Annotated in this window: 22 protein-coding genes; 14 read left to right on the plus strand and 8 right to left on the minus strand. The window is 28.5% G+C overall.

All coding sequences use genetic code 11. The features are described 5' to 3' along the window. Positions 1–2: 2 nt before the first annotated feature. From CAMP5082_RS06485 to CAMP5082_RS06495, 3 genes are read right to left on the minus strand one after another with little or no spacing between them, the layout of a single operon-like run. Positions 3–317, minus strand: coding sequence for a hypothetical protein (locus CAMP5082_RS06485; protein WP_337206259.1), 315 nt, complete (start codon positions 315–317; stop codon positions 3–5). A 1-nt stretch (position 318) separates the two neighbouring features. Beyond that, complete coding sequence (locus CAMP5082_RS06490) at positions 319–1,314, minus strand: hypothetical protein (RefSeq protein ID WP_337206260.1); 996 nt, start codon at positions 1,312–1,314, stop codon at positions 319–321. After that, entirely contained in the window at positions 1,311–1,856 is a 546-nt protein-coding gene (locus CAMP5082_RS06495) for a hypothetical protein (RefSeq protein ID WP_337206261.1), read from the minus strand. The genes CAMP5082_RS06490 and CAMP5082_RS06495 overlap by 4 nt, the downstream gene beginning before the upstream one ends. 149 nt (positions 1,857–2,005) lie before the next feature. Between CAMP5082_RS06495 and gatC the strand changes: the two genes are divergently transcribed. From gatC to CAMP5082_RS06535, 8 genes are read left to right on the plus strand one after another with little or no spacing between them, the layout of a single operon-like run. After that, positions 2,006–2,293: an Asp-tRNA(Asn)/Glu-tRNA(Gln) amidotransferase subunit GatC gene (gene gatC / locus CAMP5082_RS06500; RefSeq protein WP_263664170.1), complete on the plus strand. Its 288-nt coding sequence runs from the start codon at positions 2,006–2,008 to the stop codon at positions 2,291–2,293. Between the two features lie 21 nt (positions 2,294–2,314). Further along, entirely contained in the window at positions 2,315–2,884 is a 570-nt protein-coding gene (locus CAMP5082_RS06505) for a CvpA family protein (RefSeq protein WP_263664171.1), read from the plus strand. After that, a complete protein-coding gene (locus tag CAMP5082_RS06510; protein WP_039617809.1) occupies positions 2,874–3,329 on the plus strand; it encodes a Fur family transcriptional regulator in 456 nt (151 codons plus the stop codon). The genes CAMP5082_RS06505 and CAMP5082_RS06510 overlap by 11 nt, the downstream gene beginning before the upstream one ends. 11 nt (positions 3,330–3,340) lie before the next feature. Continuing rightward, positions 3,341–4,843 (plus strand): lysine--tRNA ligase, encoded by a 1,503-nt coding sequence (lysS, locus tag CAMP5082_RS06515; protein ID WP_337206262.1) that lies wholly within the window; start codon positions 3,341–3,343, stop codon positions 4,841–4,843. Then, positions 4,844–6,085 (plus strand): serine hydroxymethyltransferase, encoded by a 1,242-nt coding sequence (locus CAMP5082_RS06520; protein WP_337206263.1) that lies wholly within the window; start codon positions 4,844–4,846, stop codon positions 6,083–6,085. Then, complete coding sequence (locus CAMP5082_RS06525) at positions 6,082–6,627, plus strand: DUF1882 domain-containing protein (RefSeq protein WP_012661221.1); 546 nt, start codon at positions 6,082–6,084, stop codon at positions 6,625–6,627. The genes CAMP5082_RS06520 and CAMP5082_RS06525 overlap by 4 nt, the downstream gene beginning before the upstream one ends. A 17-nt stretch (positions 6,628–6,644) precedes the next feature. Next, complete coding sequence (locus tag CAMP5082_RS06530) at positions 6,645–7,451, plus strand: SPOR domain-containing protein (protein WP_337206264.1); 807 nt, start codon at positions 6,645–6,647, stop codon at positions 7,449–7,451. After that, positions 7,448–8,230 (plus strand): shikimate dehydrogenase, encoded by a 783-nt coding sequence (locus CAMP5082_RS06535; protein WP_263664175.1) that lies wholly within the window; start codon positions 7,448–7,450, stop codon positions 8,228–8,230. The genes CAMP5082_RS06530 and CAMP5082_RS06535 overlap by 4 nt, the downstream gene beginning before the upstream one ends. Here the strand turns inward: CAMP5082_RS06535 and dnaJ are convergent. After that, positions 8,227–9,348: a molecular chaperone DnaJ gene (gene dnaJ / locus CAMP5082_RS06540; protein ID WP_263664176.1), complete on the minus strand. Its 1,122-nt coding sequence runs from the start codon at positions 9,346–9,348 to the stop codon at positions 8,227–8,229. The two genes, CAMP5082_RS06535 and dnaJ, sit on opposite strands and share 4 nt — an antisense overlap. 113 nt (positions 9,349–9,461) lie before the next feature. On the opposite strand from dnaJ, the gene CAMP5082_RS06545 reads away from it, so the two are divergent. The 3 genes from CAMP5082_RS06545 to CAMP5082_RS06555 are packed head-to-tail and all read left to right on the plus strand — an operon-like array spanning position 9,462 to position 11,937. Beyond that, entirely contained in the window at positions 9,462–10,133 is a 672-nt protein-coding gene (locus tag CAMP5082_RS06545; RefSeq protein WP_012661225.1) for a response regulator transcription factor, read from the plus strand. Further along, a complete protein-coding gene (locus CAMP5082_RS06550) occupies positions 10,130–11,362 on the plus strand; it encodes an ArsS family sensor histidine kinase (RefSeq protein ID WP_337206265.1) in 1,233 nt (410 codons plus the stop codon). The genes CAMP5082_RS06545 and CAMP5082_RS06550 overlap by 4 nt, the downstream gene beginning before the upstream one ends. Beyond that, positions 11,362–11,937, plus strand: a complete 576-nt coding sequence (locus CAMP5082_RS06555) for a recombination protein RecR (protein WP_263687820.1) — start codon at positions 11,362–11,364, stop codon at positions 11,935–11,937. Before CAMP5082_RS06550 ends, CAMP5082_RS06555 begins: the two co-directional genes overlap by 1 nt. Here CAMP5082_RS06555 and CAMP5082_RS06560 read toward each other — a convergent pair. The 3 genes from CAMP5082_RS06560 to CAMP5082_RS06570 are packed head-to-tail and all read right to left on the minus strand — an operon-like array spanning position 11,924 to position 15,181. After that, positions 11,924–12,946: a hypothetical protein gene (locus tag CAMP5082_RS06560; protein WP_337206266.1), complete on the minus strand. Its 1,023-nt coding sequence runs from the start codon at positions 12,944–12,946 to the stop codon at positions 11,924–11,926. The two genes, CAMP5082_RS06555 and CAMP5082_RS06560, sit on opposite strands and share 14 nt — an antisense overlap. Next, complete coding sequence (gene uvrC / locus CAMP5082_RS06565; protein WP_337206267.1) at positions 12,943–14,736, minus strand: excinuclease ABC subunit UvrC; 1,794 nt, start codon at positions 14,734–14,736, stop codon at positions 12,943–12,945. Before uvrC ends, CAMP5082_RS06560 begins: the two co-directional genes overlap by 4 nt. Beyond that, on the minus strand, positions 14,729–15,181 hold the full coding sequence (locus CAMP5082_RS06570; protein ID WP_263664181.1) for a hypothetical protein: 453 nt from the start codon (positions 15,179–15,181) through the stop codon (positions 14,729–14,731). Before CAMP5082_RS06570 ends, uvrC begins: the two co-directional genes overlap by 8 nt. A gap of 134 nt (positions 15,182–15,315) precedes the next feature. Between CAMP5082_RS06570 and nhaD the strand changes: the two genes are divergently transcribed. Both nhaD and guaA read left to right on the plus strand, forming a co-directional pair. Then, positions 15,316–16,674, plus strand: coding sequence for a sodium:proton antiporter NhaD (gene nhaD, locus CAMP5082_RS06575; protein WP_263725326.1), 1,359 nt, complete (start codon positions 15,316–15,318; stop codon positions 16,672–16,674). Positions 16,675–16,683: 9 nt separating this feature from the next. Beyond that, positions 16,684–18,219 (plus strand): glutamine-hydrolyzing GMP synthase, encoded by a 1,536-nt coding sequence (gene guaA, locus CAMP5082_RS06580; RefSeq protein ID WP_337206268.1) that lies wholly within the window; start codon positions 16,684–16,686, stop codon positions 18,217–18,219. On the opposite strand, the gene CAMP5082_RS06585 is transcribed toward guaA, so the two are convergent. After that, a complete protein-coding gene (locus CAMP5082_RS06585) occupies positions 18,220–18,771 on the minus strand; it encodes a class I SAM-dependent methyltransferase (RefSeq protein ID WP_263664184.1) in 552 nt (183 codons plus the stop codon). Between the two features lie 112 nt (positions 18,772–18,883). On the opposite strand from CAMP5082_RS06585, the gene CAMP5082_RS06590 reads away from it, so the two are divergent. Then, positions 18,884–20,323, plus strand: a complete 1,440-nt coding sequence (locus CAMP5082_RS06590; protein WP_337206269.1) for a hypothetical protein — start codon at positions 18,884–18,886, stop codon at positions 20,321–20,323. Positions 20,324–20,383: the final 60 nt, after the last annotated feature.

Raw genomic sequence — 20,383 nt, forward strand, 5'->3', positions numbered from 1 at the left:
TTTTAATCCCTTTTGGTAGCTAGATATTCTTTTGCTTTAGAACAAATTAAAGCTTGGTGAAATATAAAATAATTTTGAAAATTTAAGTTTAGAGTTTGATTTATATTTTGAAAAATACTTTCAAATTCTAGACATTCTTTTGTTAAAATTCTACTTTTTGCAAAAGAAAATAAAATCAAACAACACTGTTTATTTGTATTCTCTCCATAAATACAAATTAATTTTTTCTTTTTACTAAAAGCATGGATATCTAAGGATTTAGTATTTTTTAAAACAATCCCATATTTTATAAGAATATCACTAAGCTCTTGATTCATTTTAGTTTAATTGTAAAAATTTATTTTGAAAGAAAAATTTACCATTAGCCATAAAACTTTTTTTATCAACGGCTTCACTTAGTTTGTATACTGTATAATCTTTCAAATTTGTATTTAGCTTGATCAAATAGCCTGTTTTTTCAAAAATATACAAAGAGTTATTGTACAAGCTGCTTTTAGAAAACAGAGCAAACTGAAATTTTACTTCATCGATTTTTCTAAGATTATAATCATTTTTAATAACTCTTCCATCTTTTGTTAGTACAAAAATTTCATTATCATTAGTGTTTACTTCTTTAATATTTTCGTTTAAATATAAGGTTCTATTTGGAGTAACAACGATGATTTTTTGTGCAGTTGCAGCAACCATAGTATCATTTTTAACATGAAGATAGATGATATTGTTAAAAAATTCCTCACTACTTACTAAAATTTCTTTACTCACTTTTAGTGTGCTTTTATTAAGTATGGCTAATTTTCCATTAAGCATAGGATATATAATAATGGTATTTAAAAAATAAGGATTAGCATAACGACTATCTTGAGCATAGGCTGTGCCAAGATTTTGAAGCATTTTAATACCAAGATTTTTATTTGCATATACCAAGGTATTGCTAGCTAAAATTAAAGCTATATCATCTCCATCTATACTTGCACTCACTACACTTTCATTAAATTTATGAGAAAATAATTCATCACCTTGTAAATTTAAAATCTTAAAATTTCCATTATCATCGCCAATAAGAACCTCTTCTTGTTGCATATTTATAATATGATAATTTTTATCTAGTTTAAAATTAATAATATTCCCCGTGGAATCTATAAAGGAATTGCTATTTAATTGTGCTATATTGTTATTGAGATTGATAATCTTACCATTAATATTATGTGAGCTATAAGGAAGTTGTTCTGTTTGTGTTGGTTGATAATACTCCCTTTTTGTGCCACAAGCACTAAAAAATATTAAAGTTATAATAAATAAATAAAAGTGTTTCATTTTATTCCTTGATAATGTTTTAAGCTTGTAATAATCTGCCATAAGGGAGAATTTATAGGTATTTTATTAAATTCTATATCTGCATTTTTAAAATCGTTTTGTTTTAGAAAATCAAAACCTACCAATAAGGTATTATAATCTTTCAAAAAGTCTGATTTTTGATTGTTTTGAGCAAGCACTATTTGTTTTAACAAAGGATCTATGTTAAGGCTTAAAGTTTGATTAAGATCTTGATTGTTTTGATTCATCATGAATATGGTGTATAGATTTGCATTTTTTTGTTTTAATTCTTCAAGTAATTTTTGGTCTGAAGGATTTTTCAATAAGTTGTTAAAAATTATATTACTTTCTTGAATATTACTTTCTTGTTTTAGATTGTAAAAATAACTTCCGCTAAGATATGCGATTAAAAGTACAATGATTACAATGAAATAGTATTTGTATTTTTTTATAAAGCGCTCAGATTTGATAAAATTTTCCATCATCTGCTCTTGAGAGCTTAATTCTGCTTGAACCGCTTTTAGGTTTTCTTTTAAAGCCATATTTTCCCTTTTTTAGTAAGAATAAACATTATTTATTGTTTTAAGTCTATAATTGTAACATATAAAAATGAAAAAATAAATGATTTTATGTTATAATTTTTAACCTAAAAAGAGTTTTCTTGAGTTAAAAATTAAGATTAAGGTAAATTATGCAAATTGATGATAAATTATTAACCAAACTTGAAAAGCTAAGTGCTTTAAAAATTGCCGATGATAAAAGACAAGAATTGGAAGAGCAATTAAGTCAGATTGTTAATTTTGTAGAAAAATTAGATGAGCTAAAACTTGATGATGTGGAGGCTATGACTAGCACTACAAATGCTGCAACTCCATTTAGACTAGATGAAAGTAGAAAATCTGATGTGATAGATATGCTTAGCAAGCATGCTCCAAATTCTCAGGATGGATTTTTTATAGTCCCTAAGATAATTGAATAAAATATTTGGAGTTTAATATAGATGGAAAATTTTTCTTGGTTTGATGTATTTGTTTTAGGTTTAACTGCGATTTTAGGTTTAAAAGGTTTGGTAAGTGGCTTATTTAAGGAAATTTTTGGTTTATTAGGCATAGTTGGCGGGGTTTTACTTGCTTCAAGATATGCTAAAGAAGTAGCAGAAATTATTAATAATAATTTTTATGCAATTGAAAACGAAAATCTTGCGATTTTTGCGGGATTTTTGGTTTTGTTAATTGTAATTTGGGTAGCTTGTATGGCTTTAGGAAATATATTATCAAAGATTTTTAGTATGAGTGGTCTTGGTTTTATAGATCGTATAGGTGGATTTTTATTTGGTAGTGCTAAAATATTTTTGATTTTTGCAATTTTAGTGGCTTGTATTAATAATATAGAATTTTTAAATGCAAGCTTAGAAAAATATGCTAAAAATAGCTATACATTAGATTTACTTAGACAAACAGGTGATTTTATAATGAATACTGATTTTACTCAAAATGGTTTAGATAAAATACAAGAACAAATTATAGATTCTAATTTAAGTCTAAATTCGGAGGTAAATAATGCAAATTGAAAATATTGAATATGATGTTTTGCTTGAGCGTTTTAAAAAAACACTTAAAGATAATGGTCTAAAATATACTAAACAAAGAGAAGTGCTTTTAAAAACTTTATATAATAGCGATATGCATTATACTCCAGAAAGTCTATACGTAGAAATAAAGCAAAAAAATCCCGAATTAAATGTAGGCATTGCAACAGTTTATAGAACTTTAAATTTGTTAGAAGAATCCGGTATGGCTACTTCTATATCTTTTGGTGCTTCAGGGAAGAAATTTGAACTTGCAAATAAACCTCACCATGATCATTTGATTTGTAAAAGTTGTGGCGAGATTGTAGAATTTGAAAATCCTATTATTGAACAGCAACAAATGTTAATCGCAAAAGAATATAATTTTAAACTAACAGGACATTTAATGCAACTTTATGGCCTATGTCCACAATGTAGTAAAAAATAAAGGTATATTTAATGTTTGATAATATTTTAGAGCAACAAAAAATTCAAAAAGCACAAGAGTTAAAAGAACTAGGAATCAACCCTTATCCACACTTTTTAAAAAAAGAAATGAGTATAAATGAATATAAGGCTAAATTCATCTATATTAAAGATATAGAAAATCAGCGTGATGAAAATGCTCATGGAGTATTAGCAGGAAGATTAAAGCTTCTTAGGATAGCTGGTAAATCAGTATTTGCTAATATAGAAGATGAGCAAGATAATTTACAAATTTACTTTAATCAAAACATTTTAGGGGAAGAATACTTTGCCATTTTAAAAAAATATCTCGAAGTAGGGGATATTGTTTTGGTTAAAGGTTTTCCTTTTATGACAAAAACAGGAGAATTCAGTCTTCATGTAGAACAAATTCAAATAGCTACAAAAGCTATAGTGCCTTTACCGGAAAAATATCATGGGCTGACAGATATTGAGCAAAGATATAGAAAAAGATATCTTGATATGATTATGAATAGTGAGGTGAGAAAAGATTTTATTTTGCGTTCTAAAATAGTTTCTTATATTAGATCTTTTTTTGATAACAAAGGATTTTTGGAAGTTGAAACACCAATGATGCATCCTATTGCAGGGGGAGCAAATGCAAAGCCTTTTGTAACTTATCACAATGCTTTGGGTGTGGAAAGATTTTTAAGAATTGCTCCAGAGTTGTATCTAAAACGTTTGATTGTAGGTGGTTTTGAGGCGGTTTATGAGATTAATAGATGTTTTAGAAATGAAGGGATGGATTTAACGCATAATCCTGAATTTACTACAATCGAGTTTTATTGGGCTTATCATAATTATCATGATTTAATGGATTTAACAGAAGAGCTTTTTGCTATGCTTTTAGATAAATTAAAATTAGATAAAAAACTTGAATTTGATGAAAAAATAATTGATTTTTCTAAGCCATTTGAAAGAATTACTTATAAAGACGCATTAAAAAAATATGGCGGTTTGGATGATGAGCTTATTAATAATAAAGAATTAATTTTGGAAAAGCTAAAAAAAGATGGATTTGAAGCCAATGAAAAATTGGAATTAGGTCATTTACAAGCTGAACTTTTTGATAATTATGTTGAAGATAAATTGATTGATCCTACTTTTGTGATAGATTTTCCTATTTCTATAAGTCCTTTATCTAGAAGAAGTGATAAAGATGCAGATATTGCTGAAAGATTTGAGTTGTTTATCGCAGGTAGAGAAATTGCTAATGGATTTAATGAGCTTAATGATCCTCTAGATCAATATGAGAGATTTTTAAAGCAAATTGAAGCAAAAAATGCAGGTGATGAAGAAGCATGCGAAATGGATGAGGATTTTGTTAATGCATTAGGTTATGCTATGGCACCAACTGCAGGACAAGGTATAGGAATAGATAGATTGGTTATGCTTTTAATTAATAAAAAATCAATTCGTGATGTAGTGCTTTTCCCAGCCATGAGACCACTTAAAAATGAGATAAAAGGAGAGTAAATGTTGGAAAAATTTGATAAAGAAATTTTTGATTTAACCCAAAAAGAGTTAGCAAGACAATGCGATGGTCTTGAAATGATAGCAAGTGAAAATTTTACCATACCAGAAGTTATGGAGGTAATGGGAAGTATTTTAACAAATAAATATGCAGAAGGCTATCCTGGTAAAAGATATTATGGTGGATGTGAATTTGTTGATGAGATTGAAACGATTGCTATAGAAAGATGTAAAAAACTTTTTAATTGTAATTTTGCCAATGTGCAACCTAATTCAGGCTCACAAGCAAATCAAGGTGTATATATGGCATTGTTAAATCCAGGTGATAGAATTTTGGGTATGGATTTAAGCCATGGAGGACACCTAACTCATGGTTCTAAAGTAAGTTCTTCTGGAAAGGTTTATGAAAGCTTTTTTTATGGAGTTGAGCTTGATGGAAGAATTAATTATGATAAAGTTAGAGAGATAGCAAAAGAGATTAAACCAAAACTTATTGTTTGTGGTGCTAGTGCTTATCCTAGAGTGATTGATTTTGCCAAATTTAGAGAAATAGCAGATGAGGTTGGCGCGTACTTGTTTGCTGATATTGCACATATTGCAGGTTTGGTTGTAGCGGGTGAGCATCCTAGTCCATTTCCTTATGCTCATGTTGTAAGTTCTACTACACATAAAACTTTAAGAGGTCCAAGGGGCGGGATTATCATGTGTAATGATGAAGAAATTGCTAAAAAAATAAATTCTGCAATTTTTCCAGGCATTCAAGGTGGTCCATTAATGCATGTAATTGCTGCTAAGGCTGTTGGATTTAAATATAATTTAAGTGATGAGTGGAAAATTTATGCTAAGCAAATCATCAAAAATACTGCTACTTTGGCACAAGTTTTAATAGATAGAAAATATGATTTAGTCAGCGGTGGTACTGATAATCATTTGATTTTATTAAGCTTTTTAAATAAAGAATTTAGTGGTAAAGATGCAGATTTAGCGCTAGAAAGAGCAGGTATTACAGCTAATAAAAATACTATTCCAGGTGAAACTAGAAGTCCTTTTGTAACGAGTGGTTTAAGACTTGGAACAGCAGCTTTAACAGCAAGAGGTTTTAAAGAAGAGCAAATTTCTATTGTTGCAAATTATATAGCTGATATTTTAGATGATATACAAAATACAAAATTACAAGAGGAAATTAAGGTTAAACTGAAGGATTTAGCAAGTAATTTTATTATTTATGAAAGGGCTTTATTTTGATTACAACAATGGATTTAGCTTTAATTAAAATGGTTACAAGCCATTATTATATAAAGCGTGATACTATAGTAAATAAATACGAATACAAGGGTAGAATTTTCTTTGATAAATTTGAAAAAGTTAATGCCCCATTAACCGCTAGTGTTATACAAGAGCATATGGAAAAAAAGATAATTGTGGCGCATTCTTTGATCAATAGTTTTGATAAGGTTGAAAATATTGTATTTGATTATAACGGTTTTAACGCGGAGCGTTTTTGGCATAGAGCACAGCTTGTTTTAAGAGAAGAAGGTTTTATTAATTTTACTGCTTATAGAACAAGAACTAATAACCATTTACATTTGTATATTCATAAAGGACATACAACTTTTAACGAGGCTTGTTCTTTGGGCTCAAAACTATCTTTACTTTTTTCTCAAAAGATGCCAGTAGAGTGGAAGGTTTTTCCTAGTATGGATATACCTAGAGAATTTAATATATTAACCTTGCCTTATGAAGTTTATCAAAAAGAACGTGGTGCTTCTTGGTCTAAACATATGTAATTTTGAAAGGATGAAAAATGGAAGAAAACAATAAAAACGAATTTGATGATATAATTTTGCAAAAAAGCAATAAAAGCGAAAAACTTAAAAAAATTTTACTTAGATCGATTATTTTAATCATTGTATTTTTAGTTGTTATGATAGTAATGAAGCTAATTAATGACCCAGGTGAAGAAAAAACATTACAAATGCCATCAGAACCACAAGAGCAAGCTGCTTATGAAAATAATTTTAATTCTTTGCCTATTACAGATAGTGCTAAAGAAGAGGATGAATTTGAAGCTTTAGCTAGAAAATTAAAAGAAGAGAGTTCTTTGAATGATACAAATACTACCATAGAAGAAAAGCAAGAATTTCCAAGTAATAGTGTTTTAGATCAAATTACTACAATAGAGCCAAAAGAAGAGCCAGCTAAGGTGGAAGAAAAACAAGAAGAGATTAAACTTATGGAAAAATCTATAGAAAAACCAACTCAAAAACCTTCTGAAAAACCAAAAAATAATATAGTTGAAAAACCAAAAGCTCCAGAGCAAAGCAATACAAATGAATTATTTGAAAGTATCAAAACACCAAATGTTCAAACACAACTTCCTTCAGGTGCTTATATTCAAGTTTTTTCTTTAAATAGTTTAGATCCTAAATCAAAAGAATTAAATATACTTAAAGAAAATGGATATGATTATAAAATTTATAAAACAACAGTAAATGGCAAAGAGCTAACGAAAGTTTTAGTTGGACCTTATAAAGAGAGTGAATTAAAGACCGAATTAGAAAAAGTACGTTCTAAAATTGCAAAAGGTGCTTTTACATTTAGAGTAAAATGAAAACTTTTGCAGTTATAGGTGACCCTATTATGCATTCTAAATCTCCAAGAATGCATAATAATGCCTTGCAAACACTCAAAGAAGACGCAGTTTATACAAGATATCATCTAAAAGATAAAGCAAAACTAAAAGAGATTATTCAAAAGTTAGATGGTGCTAATATCACCATACCTTTTAAAGAAGCAGCTTGTAAAATAGCTGATTTTAAAGATGAAAGTGTTATACATATAGGCTCTGCTAATACTTTGTTAAATAAAAATAACAAAATTTATGCTTGTAATACAGATTATCTAGGATTTTTAAAAGCGATTGAAGATTTTTCTCTTATCAAAAATGCTTTGATTTTGGGTGCTGGGGGTACGGCTAAAGCTTTAGCATATGCTTTAAAATCTATATATATTGAAGTTACAGTAGCAAATCGTTCTAGTGCTAGATTTGAAAATTTAGCTAGCTATCCATGTTTTTTATATAATCAACTTGATTTAAGTAAAAAATTTGATTTGATTATCAATACAACTAGTGCAGGTTTAAATGATGAGAAATTACCTTGCCAAGAAGAGATTTTAAAAAGTATTTTTCAACATGCCAAATATGCTTTTGATGTGATATACGGTAAAAATACACCTTTTTTAAAATTAGCAAGAGAAAATGGCTTAAAAATAAAAGATGGTACACAAATGCTTTTATGGCAAGGTGTTTTTGCTCTTGAGTTATTTTTAGAATGTCAAAAAACAGAAGAAATTTTTAAAGCCATGAAAATGGCTTTAAAACTTCCTTAGTGGCTAAACCAAGATTTGATTTTATCAAACAAACTTTCTTGTTCTATAAAGCCTTCTTCATCTGCTAAGCCAAAACTTTTCTCAAGCTGCAATAGTAGATTTTTTTGTTCATCGGTAAGCGTTTTTGGAAATTTTATTTCAATTTGTACAATATGTGAGCCTAATTTTCCATTGTGAATATTTTTAACACCTTCGTTGGTTAATTCGAATTTTTGTTTATCTTTTGCACCGACTGGAAGTTTAAGATCAGCCTCTCCTCTTATAGTGGATACTTTAATAGTTTTTCCAAGAGCAGCTTGGGTAAAAAATACAGGTACTATGGTATAGATATCATCATCATGTCTGATAAATTTATCATCATCTTCTACGATTATTTTGATATATAAATCACCTCTTTGAGAAGAATTTGGAAGCTCATTTGCTTTATTTTGTACTCTAAGACTCATACCGCTGTCTATACCTTCTGGTATATCAAGTTCTATATGATCTTTTATTTCTTCATAGCCATTACCATGACATGTTTTGCATTTATCTTTTATAATCTGACCACTACCTTTACAATGATCACAGCTTTGCACAAAGGTCATAAAGCCTTGTCTAACACCAACTTGCCCTTTTCCTCCGCAATGAGGACAAGTATCTAATTTTCCATTTTCTGAACCACTTCCTTTACATGATTTACAAAAACTTTTATAGGTAAAATCGATCTTTTTTTTACAGCCAAAAACAGCTTCTTTAAAGCTAATTTTTGTCGTTATTTTTAAATCTTGAGGATATTTATTTCCTTTTTCTTTTTTACGTGTTGAGCTGCCAAAACCAAATCCATCTCCAAAAAAGCTCGAGAATATATCCCCTAAATCAACATCTCCAAAACCACCAAAACCACCGGCTTGACCTTTAAGCCCTTCTTTTCCGTATCTATCATATATACTTCTTTTTTCATCATTGCTAAGCACCTCATAAGCTTCATTTACAAGCTTAAATTTCTCTTCTGCTTCTTTGTCTCCTTGATTTCTATCAGGATGATATTTTAAAGCCATCTTTCTGTATGCTTTTTTTATGGTTTCTTTATCTGAAGTTTGGGAAATTTCTAGTATTTCATAATAATTAAGTTCCACTTTTTTCCTCTCTTGAAAAATTAATATTGTAATTTTAGCAAAAAAATAAATGAATAGTTAAATTATGTGTTATAATGTTAAGTTCGTAACATATTTTCACTAAAGGGGTAGAGATGATTAATGTTTTAATGATCGAAGATGATCCAGATTTTGCAGAGTTTTTGGCAGAATATTTGGCCCAGTTTAATATAAAAGTTACTAATTATGAAGATCCATATTTGGGAATGAGTGCTGGTATAAAAAACTATGATTGTTTAATTCTTGATTTAACTTTACCTGGACTTGATGGTCTTGAAGTTTGTCGTGAAATAAGAGAAAAATATAGTATTCCTATTATTATTTCTTCAGCTAGAAGTGATTTGAGTGATAAAATTGTAGGACTTCAAATAGGTGCAGATGATTACTTGCCAAAACCATATGATCCAAAAGAAATGCACGCAAGAATTATGAGTTTGATTCGTCGTTCTAAACGAACCAATGAAACTCCCGAGAAAATAATCAATTCGGCATTTAAAATTGATGAAAAAAGACATGAGATAAGTTACAATGATGAGGTTTTGGTTTTAACTCCTGCTGAGTATGAAATTTTAAGCTATATGATAAGACAGCATGGTTTTTCGGTTAGCAGAGAACAACTTGTGTATCATTGCAAAAGCTTAAAAGATAAAGATTCTAAAAGCTTAGATGTTATTATTGGTAGACTTAGAACTAAAATTGGTGATAGCTCAAAAGCGCCAAAACATATTTTTTCAGTTAGAGGAATAGGATATAAATTAATAGGATGAAAGTAACTATTAATCTTAAAATCACCGTTCTTTTTGCAACAGCTTTTTTATTTGTTTGTGCCTTGTTTGTGCTTTTAGGAAAGGTTCAGATTGATTCTTATTTAACTAACGAACAAGGAAGGCAAAAAGAAATTGTAGAAAAAATAATATACAACCTAGAAAGAAAAGAAGATTTTTCAATACATGAGTATCTTCTTTCTAAATCTTTTAAATTAGTTGAAAATGATCGCAGCGCAAAACATATCATTGCAAAAGGTGAAAAGGTATTTAGGATTAATTCTTTATATGGAAGTTTTTCTTCTATTATTTATCATAATCAAATTTTTTTCTATGTAGAAAGGTTAAATACAAAACATCTTTATGAATTAAATGCTTCCACGCGTTTAGAATATTTATTTTTATTAAGTTTCTTTTTTAGTTTGATTTTGATTATATTTTTATATTTTTCAGTATTAAGATCTTTAATGCCTTTAAAAATTTTAAAAAAGAAAATTAAAAATATTAGTGCAGGTAAAATTGAACCTTTATCTGAGTATTCTCAGATTAATGATGAAATTTCTGAAATTTCTTTTGAATTTGATCATGCTATCAATAAAATTCAAGAACTTGTAAAATCAAGACAGTTTTTCTTAAGAATGATTATGCATGAGCTTAAAACACCTATTGGAAAAGGTAGGATAGTTTGTGAAATGCTAGATAATCAAAAGCAAAAAGATCGTTTGGTGGCAATTTTTGAAAGACTTGAATTATTAATAGATGAATTTGGAAAAATTGAAAAAGTTTTATCAAGAAATTGCCAGCTTAATTTGCAAACTTATCATCTGAGTTTGATTTTAGAGCAGGCTGAAGATTATTTAATGAGAGATGATTTTTATCAAAAAGTAAAAATTACTTATAAAGAGGATACTATGATAGTTGCTGATCTAGAACTCTTTTCTTTAATGCTTAAAAATTTAATTGATAATGCTATTAAATACTCAGTTGACAAAGCTTGTGAGATTATATGTTCTGGAGATTATATTATTGTTAGAAATAAGGGAATTCAACTTAAAAAAACTTTTGATTATTATTTAAAACCTTTTGTAAGAGAGCATAATACTCAAGTAGAAGGAATGGGACTAGGGCTTTATATTATTAATAATATTTGCAATCTTCATGGTTATAATCTAACCTATAGTTATGAAGATGGTTATCATACTTTTAAAATTGTTTTTTCAAGGTTGAAATAATTTTGAAAGGCTTAGAAAAATTTAATGAGCTAGTAGCTGCTTTTTCTGCATTGCCTACTATAGGAAAAAAATCTGCTTTAAGGCTTGCATATCATGTTTGTATAAAAGATCCTTTGTTGGGTTCTAAACTTGCTTATCATATTGAAGAATCCATAAGAATGATAAGAAAATGCACACAATGTGGTGCTTTAAGTGAAAATGAATTATGTGAAGTTTGTTCTAATATAGAAAGAAATCGTAATATTATCTGTATAGTTCAAGATTCTAAAGATGTCTTGGTTTTAGAAGATAGTGGAAGTTATGATGGGCTTTATTTTGTACTTGATGATACAAGTGAAGAAAATATTATAAAATTAAGAAGCATGATTGAGTATAATAAAACCACAGAAATATTTTTTGCTTTCACGCAAGGCTTAAATTCTGATGCTATTGTTTTTTTTATAGAAGAAAAATTAAAAGATTTAAATTTAAGTTTTTCGCAAATAGCTCAAGGTATTCCAAGTGGTGTGAGTTTGGAAAATGTTGATTTTATATCTTTGCATAAAGCTATAAATCATAGAACTAAACTTGATTGATATATTGTTTTAACAATGCCAACCATTCATTTTTGTTAATATCATTTAAGATTATATTGGCAAAATCACAGTTTTTAACTCTATCTTTGGAAAAAAGTAAAATGGTATTTTGTGAATTTTTTATTTTATATTCTTGCAAAATTTGACTGATATGTGTAAGATCAAATTTTATAACTTCATAATCAATTAAAATCAATTTGAAATTTAATTGTAAAGATTTTTTAAAATCACTTAAATTATTTACAGTTTGGTTGTTTTGGCAAAATTGATTGGTTATATTTAAAATAAGATCGTTTTCAAAACTAGTAGATTTAAAAATCAAAACATTATGAGAATTTCTTTTTTTGTAAGTTTCTTGTGTGAAATTGGCATTTAAAAAATTAATAATATCTTCAGCACAAATTTTAGTAAAAGTAAAATTTAAAATATCATCAACCTTTTCTTTTGAGATAATAAGGCTAAAATTCTTTTCTTTGTAATCCTTTGTAATTTCACTACTAATTCCTATATTTGATAATATACATTGCAAAAGAAAATTTTCAATAACATTGTTGTTTATGATACCTGCATGTATATTTTCAAAACAATCATTTATGGGAATTTTATTGTGGTGGTATTGTTGTAAAATTGGTTTTAGTGTGTATAAATTATCTGTTTGTAAGTAATTTAAACCTTGGATAAGATATTGAAAATCTTTTTGTGTAAGTTGGTTTTGTAGCTTTTGATCTTGCAATTGCTTGTTGATTAAATCAAACGATAGCTTTAAATTTTCTTTTAATTCTTCCAAAGAATTTGATTTTGACAGAGAAAGATATTTTTCAATTTCTTGTGTTAAAATTTTATTTTTTTTGATTTTTTGATTTTTTAAGATTATATAAACACACGCAATGATAAAAATCAAAATACTTATAAAAGTATAAATGAAGAATAGTTTTTGATCGATAGGATATAAAAAATAATAATTTAAAAAACATAAAATTAAAGTCAAAAGACTAATAAATAATATCATGAATTTTCCTTGATTAATTTAGCTATTTTTGCATTGGAAAGTGATTTTAATTCATCAAAACTAGCTTTGCTAATTTCATCAAAACTACCATAATAATCTAAAAATTTTTTAATATATCCTTGGGAAATTCCAAGTTGTATTAATCTAGAACTTTGCAAATCTTGTTTTCTTTTTGTTTTTTGATGAAAACTAATTGCAAAGCGATGTGCTTCATCGCGTAATTTTTGCAAAAATTGTAATTTTTTATCATCAGTTGAAAGTTGAATTTTACCTTCTTGGGTATAAATTTTATCTTTCGCACTTCCTTTTGCCCTATAAGCTTTTGTATCCATTTTTTCTTTAGAAATCGCTAAAATATCTACATTTGCCCCAGAACTTTTGATGATATCATTTGCTAGTTTTAATAAAGCATCTCCCCCATCAATTAACCATAAATCAGGCGGAGGATTTTTATCAAATGACATAGCTCTTTTGCTAAGTGTTTGAAGCATTTGATCATAATCATTTTTATAGGATAAATGGTAGTGTCTATAAGAGCTTTTATCAAATTTTCCATCTTTATAAGCTACTAAAGCACCGACATTTGCTTCACCTTGCATATGGGAATTGTCAAAAATTTCTATATAATTAGGATAGTTTTGTAGGTTAAAAAATTCTTTTAATTCTTTTAAAAATAAATAATCATCACTTTTTAAGTGTTTTTGTATGTTTATTTTTGCATTTTCTAGTGCAAGTTCGCATAAGGCCTTTTTTTCACCAAGTTTTGGAGTTTTAAGATGAAATTTCCTAGAAAACCTTTCACTAAGTAAATTTTGCAAAAGGTTCATATCTTCAAATTCTTCATGCGTATAAATTCGGGTTGAATTTATTGGGCTATCTTGGGTGTAATTTTCTAATATGTATTGTTTATATACTGCATTTAGGTCAAATTTATCTTGATGATTTAGGGTTAGCACTTTATGGTTTGAGCTAATTATTCTACCATTATTTATAACAAAACGTACCATAGAGAGTATATTTTCTTCATGATATATGGCAAAAACATCAAAATCTTCTAATTTTGCAAGGTCTATTTGTATTTTTACGCTTAAATCTTCTATTATTTTGATTTGATCCCTTATAATAGCTGCTTCTTCGTAGTTTTCATTTTTTGCATATTCAAGCATTTTATTTTCTAGGTTTTTTGTTAAAGATAAGGGATTTAAAAGAGCTTGAGTGGCCTTTTGGATAATTTTTTCATATTCTTGTTTAGAGATTTTTTCTTCACATGGTCCTTTACAGCGTTTAATTTGATAAAAAAGGCAAAGTTCTTTGCAGGATTTTTTTTGTCTTAGTTCAAATGATAAATACAAAGCATTTAAAAGCTCTTTTGCTCCTTTAAAAAATGGACCAAAATATTTTATTTTGTTTTTTTTGATGATTTTTCTTGTAATTTCAAATCTAGGAAAATCTTCGTTTAAATCTATGTAAATATAAGGGTAGGTTTTATCATCTCTTAATAGTATATTGTATTTTGGATGAAGTTGCTTTATAAAAGAATTTTCTAGTATTAAAGCATCAGCCTCGCTTTTTGTGGTGATAAATTCTAAATGATGTGTTTGGCTAATCATTTTTTGAATTCTTAAGCTATTATTAGGATTTGGGCAAAGATTTGGAGTGAAGTTAAAATAACTTCTAACACGGTTTTTTAAATTCTTGGCCTTACCTACATATAAAAGCTTACCTTGAATATCAAAGTATTGATATACACCAGGTAAATTTGGTAAGGTTTTGAGTTCATTTTCAAGCATTTTTTATAAGCTTTCGCAGTTCTTCAAATTTGTTATGTAAAATAGGATTTTCAAAATGATTTTTAAAATTTCCATTAGAAAGCTCTAAGTGAGCTTTTTTATGCTCATTAAAAGTTTTGTTTTTAGAAATAAAGTTTTGATCGCTGAGTATTTTTATGTTTTCTACCTTTGCAAAATTACTCATTGGCCTAGCTAAAGTATAGTTTTTTATGAGACTTTTAATCATTTTTTTGGTATTATCGTGATTTAATTCCATATATGCAATGTGGTGCTTAACTAAAATAATCAAAGTATTATTTTTTATAAAGAGTTTAGTAATCATTTGTTGGTGATTGTGATTAAATAAATTTAAAAACTCTTTATATTGAAAAAATATTTTTAAAGGTTTATAATGTTTAAAATCAGCAAGCTCGTTGATGATGTAATGACTCGTTTTAATTTTCATTTAATTATTTTAACATTTTTTTTATTAATATTTCTAAATGCATGTGGTTATAAGGATGCTCCATTTTATGAGATAAAAGATAATAATGGCAGTGTAAAGGAAATAAAAAAATTCCAATCTTTGGAGAGTGAAATATGAATAAAATACTTTTTTTACTTTGTTTTGGTGTTAGTTTTTTGTTAGCTAGTCAAACACATGAGCTAAATTTAGCTTTTAGTGCTTTAGGTATAGGTATTTTAATAATTTTTATATTGGGTTATTATTTTATCGCAGCAGAAGAGAAATATCATATCAATAAAACTAAGCCTGCTTTATTTATAGGAACTTTTTCTTTTATTATCATTGGTATATATATGGTAATGAATGATTTAGACACACAAATACTTGAAGAAAGTGTAAATCATCTTATTTTAGAAATTGCGCAAATTGTGTTTTTCTTAATAGCTGCTATGACTTTTATAGAAGCCTTGATAGAAAGATCGGTTTTTGAAACTTTAAAATACAAACTTGTAAGCAAGGGTTATACTTATAGAAAGTTATTTTGGCTAACAGGTATTTTAGCTTTTTTTATTTCCCCAATTGCGGACAATCTTACAACAGCTTTGATTTTATCCACTGTGCTTTTAACTATAGATAAACATAATAAAGAATTTTTAATCCCAGGTGCTATAAATATTGTAGTAGCAGCTAATGCTGGTGGAGCTTGGTCGCCTTTTGGTGATATTACTACTTTAATGGTTTGGACAGCAAAAAAAGCCACGTTTTTTGAATTTTTTGCTCTTTTTCCTGCCTCTTTTATTGGCTGGTTGCTTACTGCTTATTTATTGTCACGTTATGTGCCTAATATTAAGCCAAATTTCCATAAGGATAATTTAGAAAAAGTCGAGATTAAACCAGGTGGTAAAGTTTTTATTGTGCTTGGTTTTTTAACTATAGCTTTGGCGGTATTTATTCATAGTATTTGTGATTTACCTGCAATGTGGGGTATGATTTTTGGCCTTTCATTGCTTAGTTTGTATATGTATTTTTTCAACAGAAAACAAGGTAAAAAAGATTTAAATATTTTTCATTATATGACGCGTATTGAGATGGACACTTTATTATTTTTCTTTGGTATTTTATCTGCTGTGGGCGCCTTGCATTTTGTTGGTTGGCTTGCTTATGCTTCTGATCTTTATGCAAAATTTGGAGCTACTAGTATTAATATAGGAGTAGGATTTTTATCTGCTATTGTAGATAATGTTCCGGTTATGAGTGCGGTATTAAAGGCAAATCCAAGCATGGATGATACTCAATGGCTTTTAGTAACTCTTACAGCAGGAATAGGGGGGTCTTTGATCAGCTTTGGTTCAGCTGCTGGAGTAGGAGTGATGGGCAAAATGAAGGGAATTTATACTTTTAACGCTCATTTAAAATATGCATGGACGATTTTGGTTGGTTATATAATATCTATTATAGTTTGGTATGTACAATTTCAATTGTTAAATTTATAAAGGAGTTAGATGAAAAAAGCAGATATTTTAGTTTTGGACTTTGGTTCACAATATACACAACTCATTGCTAGAAGATTAAGAGAGCAAGGTGTGTATGCAGAAATTTTACCTTTTAACGTAAGTTTAGATGAGATCAAAGCTAAAGAGCCTAAGGGTATTATTTTAAGTGGTGGGCCAGCTAGTGTATATGCAAATGATGCTTATTTTTGTGATAAGGGTGTTTTTAATTTAAATATACCAGTTTTAGGAATATGCTATGGTATGCAACTTATGGCACATCATTTTGGAGCAAATGTTGCCCCAGCAGGCCATAAAGAATATGGTAAAGCAACTATAGATATTCAAAATGATAGCGATTTGTTTAAAAATTTACCTAAAAAGCAAACGGTATGGATGAGCCATTCTGATAAGGTTGAGAATTTGCCACAAGGTTTTGAGGTTTTAGCGACTAGCGAAAATAGTCCATTTTGTGTATTTGGAGATGAGAAGCGTAAATTTTTTGCTTTACAATTTCACCCTGAAGTGCAACATAGTGAATTTGGAAAAAGCATCTTGAAAAATTTTGCTAAGTATGCATGTAATTGTGATAGTGTATGGAATATGGGATCTTTTGCAAAAACTCAAGCACAAAAAATCAAAGAAGAAGTAGGAAATGATAAAGTACTTTGTGCAGTAAGTGGCGGAGTTGATAGTAGCGTGGTGGCTGCATTGTTAGCAAGTGCGATAAAAGATCAAGTAGTAGTTGTTTTTGTTGATAATGGTCTTTTAAGAAGTGGTGAAAAAGAACAAGTTGAGTATATGTTTAGACACACCTTGGGCATTGATTTAATCAGTATTGATGCTAGAGAGATTTTCTTAAGTCGTTTAGCAGGGGTAAGAGATCCTGAACAAAAGAGAAAAATCATAGGAAATACTTTCATAGAAGTTTTTGAAGAAGAAGCTAAAAAACATAAAGATGTAAAATATCTAGTACAAGGGACTTTGTATACTGATATTATTGAAAGTTCGGTTGTAGGAGCTAGTAAGACTATAAAATCTCATCATAATGTGGGTGGTTTACCTGAAAAGATGAATTTAAAACTCATCGAGCCATTAAAGGAAATTTTTAAAGATGAGGTAAGAGCTTTGGGAATGGAGCTTGGCTTAAGTAAAGATGTAGTTTATCGTCACCCTTTCCCAGGGCCAGGCCTTGCTATACGTATAATGGGTGAGGTAAATGAGCCTAGTTTGGATCTTTTAAGAAAAGCAGATGTTATTTTGATTGAAGAATTAAAAAGCAGTGGCTGGTATGATAAGACATGGCAAGCTTTTTGTGTGCTTTTAAACGTGCAAAGTGTTGGTGTAATGGGTGATAATAGAACCTATGATAATGCAGTTTGCGTGCGTGTTGTTAATGCAAGCGATGGTATGACTGCAACTTTTTCTCATTTACCTTATGAATTATTAGAAAATATTTCACGTCGTATTATTAATGAAGTAGAAGGAATCAATCGCGTAGTGTATGATATTTCTAGCAAGCCACCAGCAACGATTGAATGGGAATGATCATTTAGTGCAAAAATAAACAAAAGCAGGGGGAAGATTTTGCCAAATGATAGGTGAAATTTCTACCTTGCTAAAAGTGGCAAAAAGTTTTTTCTTAAAAGCTCTCCCTTTTGGTGTTGGGAGTATATAAGCAAATGTTGCAAAACAACCATTTTCCTCTAAAGCATCATGAATGGATTTTAGCAATAAATCTTGTTCTTTGGAATTTAATAAAGCCCAAGGAATTCCTGAGATAATTAAATCTACACTATTGATCGCTCTTTTTTCTAACATATTTGGTAAAAATTCTGCTGAGTTGACTTCTATATCTATATTTTTTATCTTTTGCTTTAATTTTTTTGCCATTTGAGGATTGATTTCTACGGCAAAAAAACTTGCATTATGGCTTTTTTGTTTGAGGATATACTTTGTAAAACTTCCTGTACCAGGCCCTATTTCAACGATATTTTTTGCATGTTGGACATGAGAAGTTATGAGTTTACTTAATTTTTTAGAGCTTGCGCAAAACGCACCTGTTTGTTTTGGGTTTTTAAAATATTGATATAAAAACATAAATAAAATACCTAAAGACGTTTATTTTGTGAAATTTTAAAATATAATTGTAAATTTATGAAAACAAAGTTAAAATAAGAATTGAATTTTTCTTTAAATCAAGGATTTGGATATGCACGGAAAAATAATGGTTTATGTGGATGCTACTGGAAGAGGAACAGTAATCAATCTAGCAAAAACATTTTTTGAATTTAATAAACACGCATGGCATGATAAAAGAAGTATGCCAACGGTTGGTATGTTTGTTGAATTTAGATCCGATGGAAAGCATATTACCGATTTACGTCCTTCTAAATTTCAAGAATTTACAGATGGTGATTTTATCAAAGAAAGAGATTTCTGGAAAACAGATAGTGATGATGAATTAGAAGATTTAAGACTGACAAGACGCGATGCTTATGTTCAAGAACTTTATAGAGAAACAGATTATGATAATCTTGATAAAATCACATTAAATTTAACTATCCCACAAGCCATTCAAAGATATTTTTATAATGAAACCTTGTCAATTAATGCAGTAAAAGACATTAACACAGATGAGGTGCCATATATTATTGATTTTTTTGCTATGAAGCGTTTTTTATATAAGGCTTTAGATACTTTATTATTTTCGGATAATACTATCAATCAAGCTGATTTTTCTGCAATGAAAAATATCATAGTGCACCTTGAAATGTCATATAAAGATATGAAAGACAAGCAAAAGCATATCAATATGGAACGCTTATATGAAGAGGTTTTTTTATCTCATCAGTGTCATTATCAAGCACTTTTGGCTTCAATTGATAACAGAAAAAATAGAAAATTAGCGCTTGATCGTCAAATGAGCACTTTAATAACAGATATAAAATCAAAACAAGCAAGATTAGAAGCAGAAGGTGGAAAAAAACACCATGAACTAGAAGAAATGATACAAGGTAAAAAACAAAAACTAATAGAATTAAAAAACGAAGCTGATTATTTTACTAAAAGCGTAGAAAGACTAGAGTTGATAAAAAAATCTTTTTATGAAAAAAATTTTACAATTTTTAGTAATAGTTTTAATATGGCAAGAGAAAAGCTTTTTGAAAAGATTAAGCAGGGTTTAAATATATGTGCAACAAAACTAGATATAGAAATTTGGAAAAAATCTTTAAAATCAACAAGCATTAAAAACTCTTATTTTAAAACAGCAAGTGAAATTTCTTTTTGTACGCTTTCTTTTGCTGAGCTTTATTTAAATAGACTAAATAAACATGCATTAAACCCAAATGATCAATTATTACTTTCCTATGTTAAAAAGGTTCGAAAAGAATGTGAAAAGAGTTTTTTGGTAGTTACTTCTAATCCTGATTTGTATGTTAGCATGAAGATTCAAATTTTTGCAATGAATCCTTATTATGTAGTTAAGCATGCGCCTAAAAAAGTAAATTATCAAGGATTAATGAAAAATACTGAATTTGATATAGTTTATGTAGATGAAAAGACTATATGGGCGCCTGTTGCTGATGTTATCTTAGAAGGGAAATATTTCTTAAAAAAAGATTCTAAAACTAAATTTAAAATTTTATAAAAATCCTTTTTAAACCCTATTTTTAAGTTTTCTTAGTTATAATTATATTGCCTAAATGGT

Source organism: Campylobacter sp. LMG 17559 (assembly GCF_024723605.1).
Lineage (GTDB): Bacteria > Campylobacterota > Campylobacteria > Campylobacterales > Campylobacteraceae > Campylobacter_D.

Bases quoted from the DNA above. Each gene is read 5' to 3' on its own strand.
- CAMP5082_RS06485 (WP_337206259.1), bottom strand. From the start codon at position 317: ATGAATCAAGAGCTTAGTGATATTCTTATAAAATATGGGATTGTTTTA.
- CAMP5082_RS06490 (WP_337206260.1), bottom strand. From the start codon at position 1,314: ATGAAACACTTTTATTTATTTATTATAACTTTAATATTTTTTAGTGCT.
- CAMP5082_RS06495 (WP_337206261.1), bottom strand. From the start codon at position 1,856: ATGGCTTTAAAAGAAAACCTAAAAGCGGTTCAAGCAGAATTAAGCTCT.
- gatC (WP_263664170.1), top strand. From the start codon at position 2,006: ATGCAAATTGATGATAAATTATTAACCAAACTTGAAAAGCTAAGTGCT.
- CAMP5082_RS06505 (WP_263664171.1), top strand. From the start codon at position 2,315: ATGGAAAATTTTTCTTGGTTTGATGTATTTGTTTTAGGTTTAACTGCG.
- CAMP5082_RS06510 (WP_039617809.1), top strand. From the start codon at position 2,874: ATGCAAATTGAAAATATTGAATATGATGTTTTGCTTGAGCGTTTTAAA.
- lysS (WP_337206262.1), top strand. From the start codon at position 3,341: ATGTTTGATAATATTTTAGAGCAACAAAAAATTCAAAAAGCACAAGAG.
- CAMP5082_RS06520 (WP_337206263.1), top strand. From the start codon at position 4,844: ATGTTGGAAAAATTTGATAAAGAAATTTTTGATTTAACCCAAAAAGAG.
- CAMP5082_RS06530 (WP_337206264.1), top strand. From the start codon at position 6,645: ATGGAAGAAAACAATAAAAACGAATTTGATGATATAATTTTGCAAAAA.
- CAMP5082_RS06535 (WP_263664175.1), top strand. From the start codon at position 7,448: ATGAAAACTTTTGCAGTTATAGGTGACCCTATTATGCATTCTAAATCT.
- CAMP5082_RS06545 (WP_012661225.1), top strand. From the start codon at position 9,462: ATGATTAATGTTTTAATGATCGAAGATGATCCAGATTTTGCAGAGTTT.
- CAMP5082_RS06550 (WP_337206265.1), top strand. From the start codon at position 10,130: ATGAAAGTAACTATTAATCTTAAAATCACCGTTCTTTTTGCAACAGCT.
- CAMP5082_RS06560 (WP_337206266.1), bottom strand. From the start codon at position 12,946: ATGATATTATTTATTAGTCTTTTGACTTTAATTTTATGTTTTTTAAAT.
- uvrC (WP_337206267.1), bottom strand. From the start codon at position 14,736: ATGCTTGAAAATGAACTCAAAACCTTACCAAATTTACCTGGTGTATAT.
- CAMP5082_RS06570 (WP_263664181.1), bottom strand. From the start codon at position 15,181: ATGAAAATTAAAACGAGTCATTACATCATCAACGAGCTTGCTGATTTT.
- nhaD (WP_263725326.1), top strand. From the start codon at position 15,316: ATGAATAAAATACTTTTTTTACTTTGTTTTGGTGTTAGTTTTTTGTTA.
- guaA (WP_337206268.1), top strand. From the start codon at position 16,684: ATGAAAAAAGCAGATATTTTAGTTTTGGACTTTGGTTCACAATATACA.
- CAMP5082_RS06585 (WP_263664184.1), bottom strand. From the start codon at position 18,771: ATGTTTTTATATCAATATTTTAAAAACCCAAAACAAACAGGTGCGTTT.
- CAMP5082_RS06590 (WP_337206269.1), top strand. From the start codon at position 18,884: ATGCACGGAAAAATAATGGTTTATGTGGATGCTACTGGAAGAGGAACA.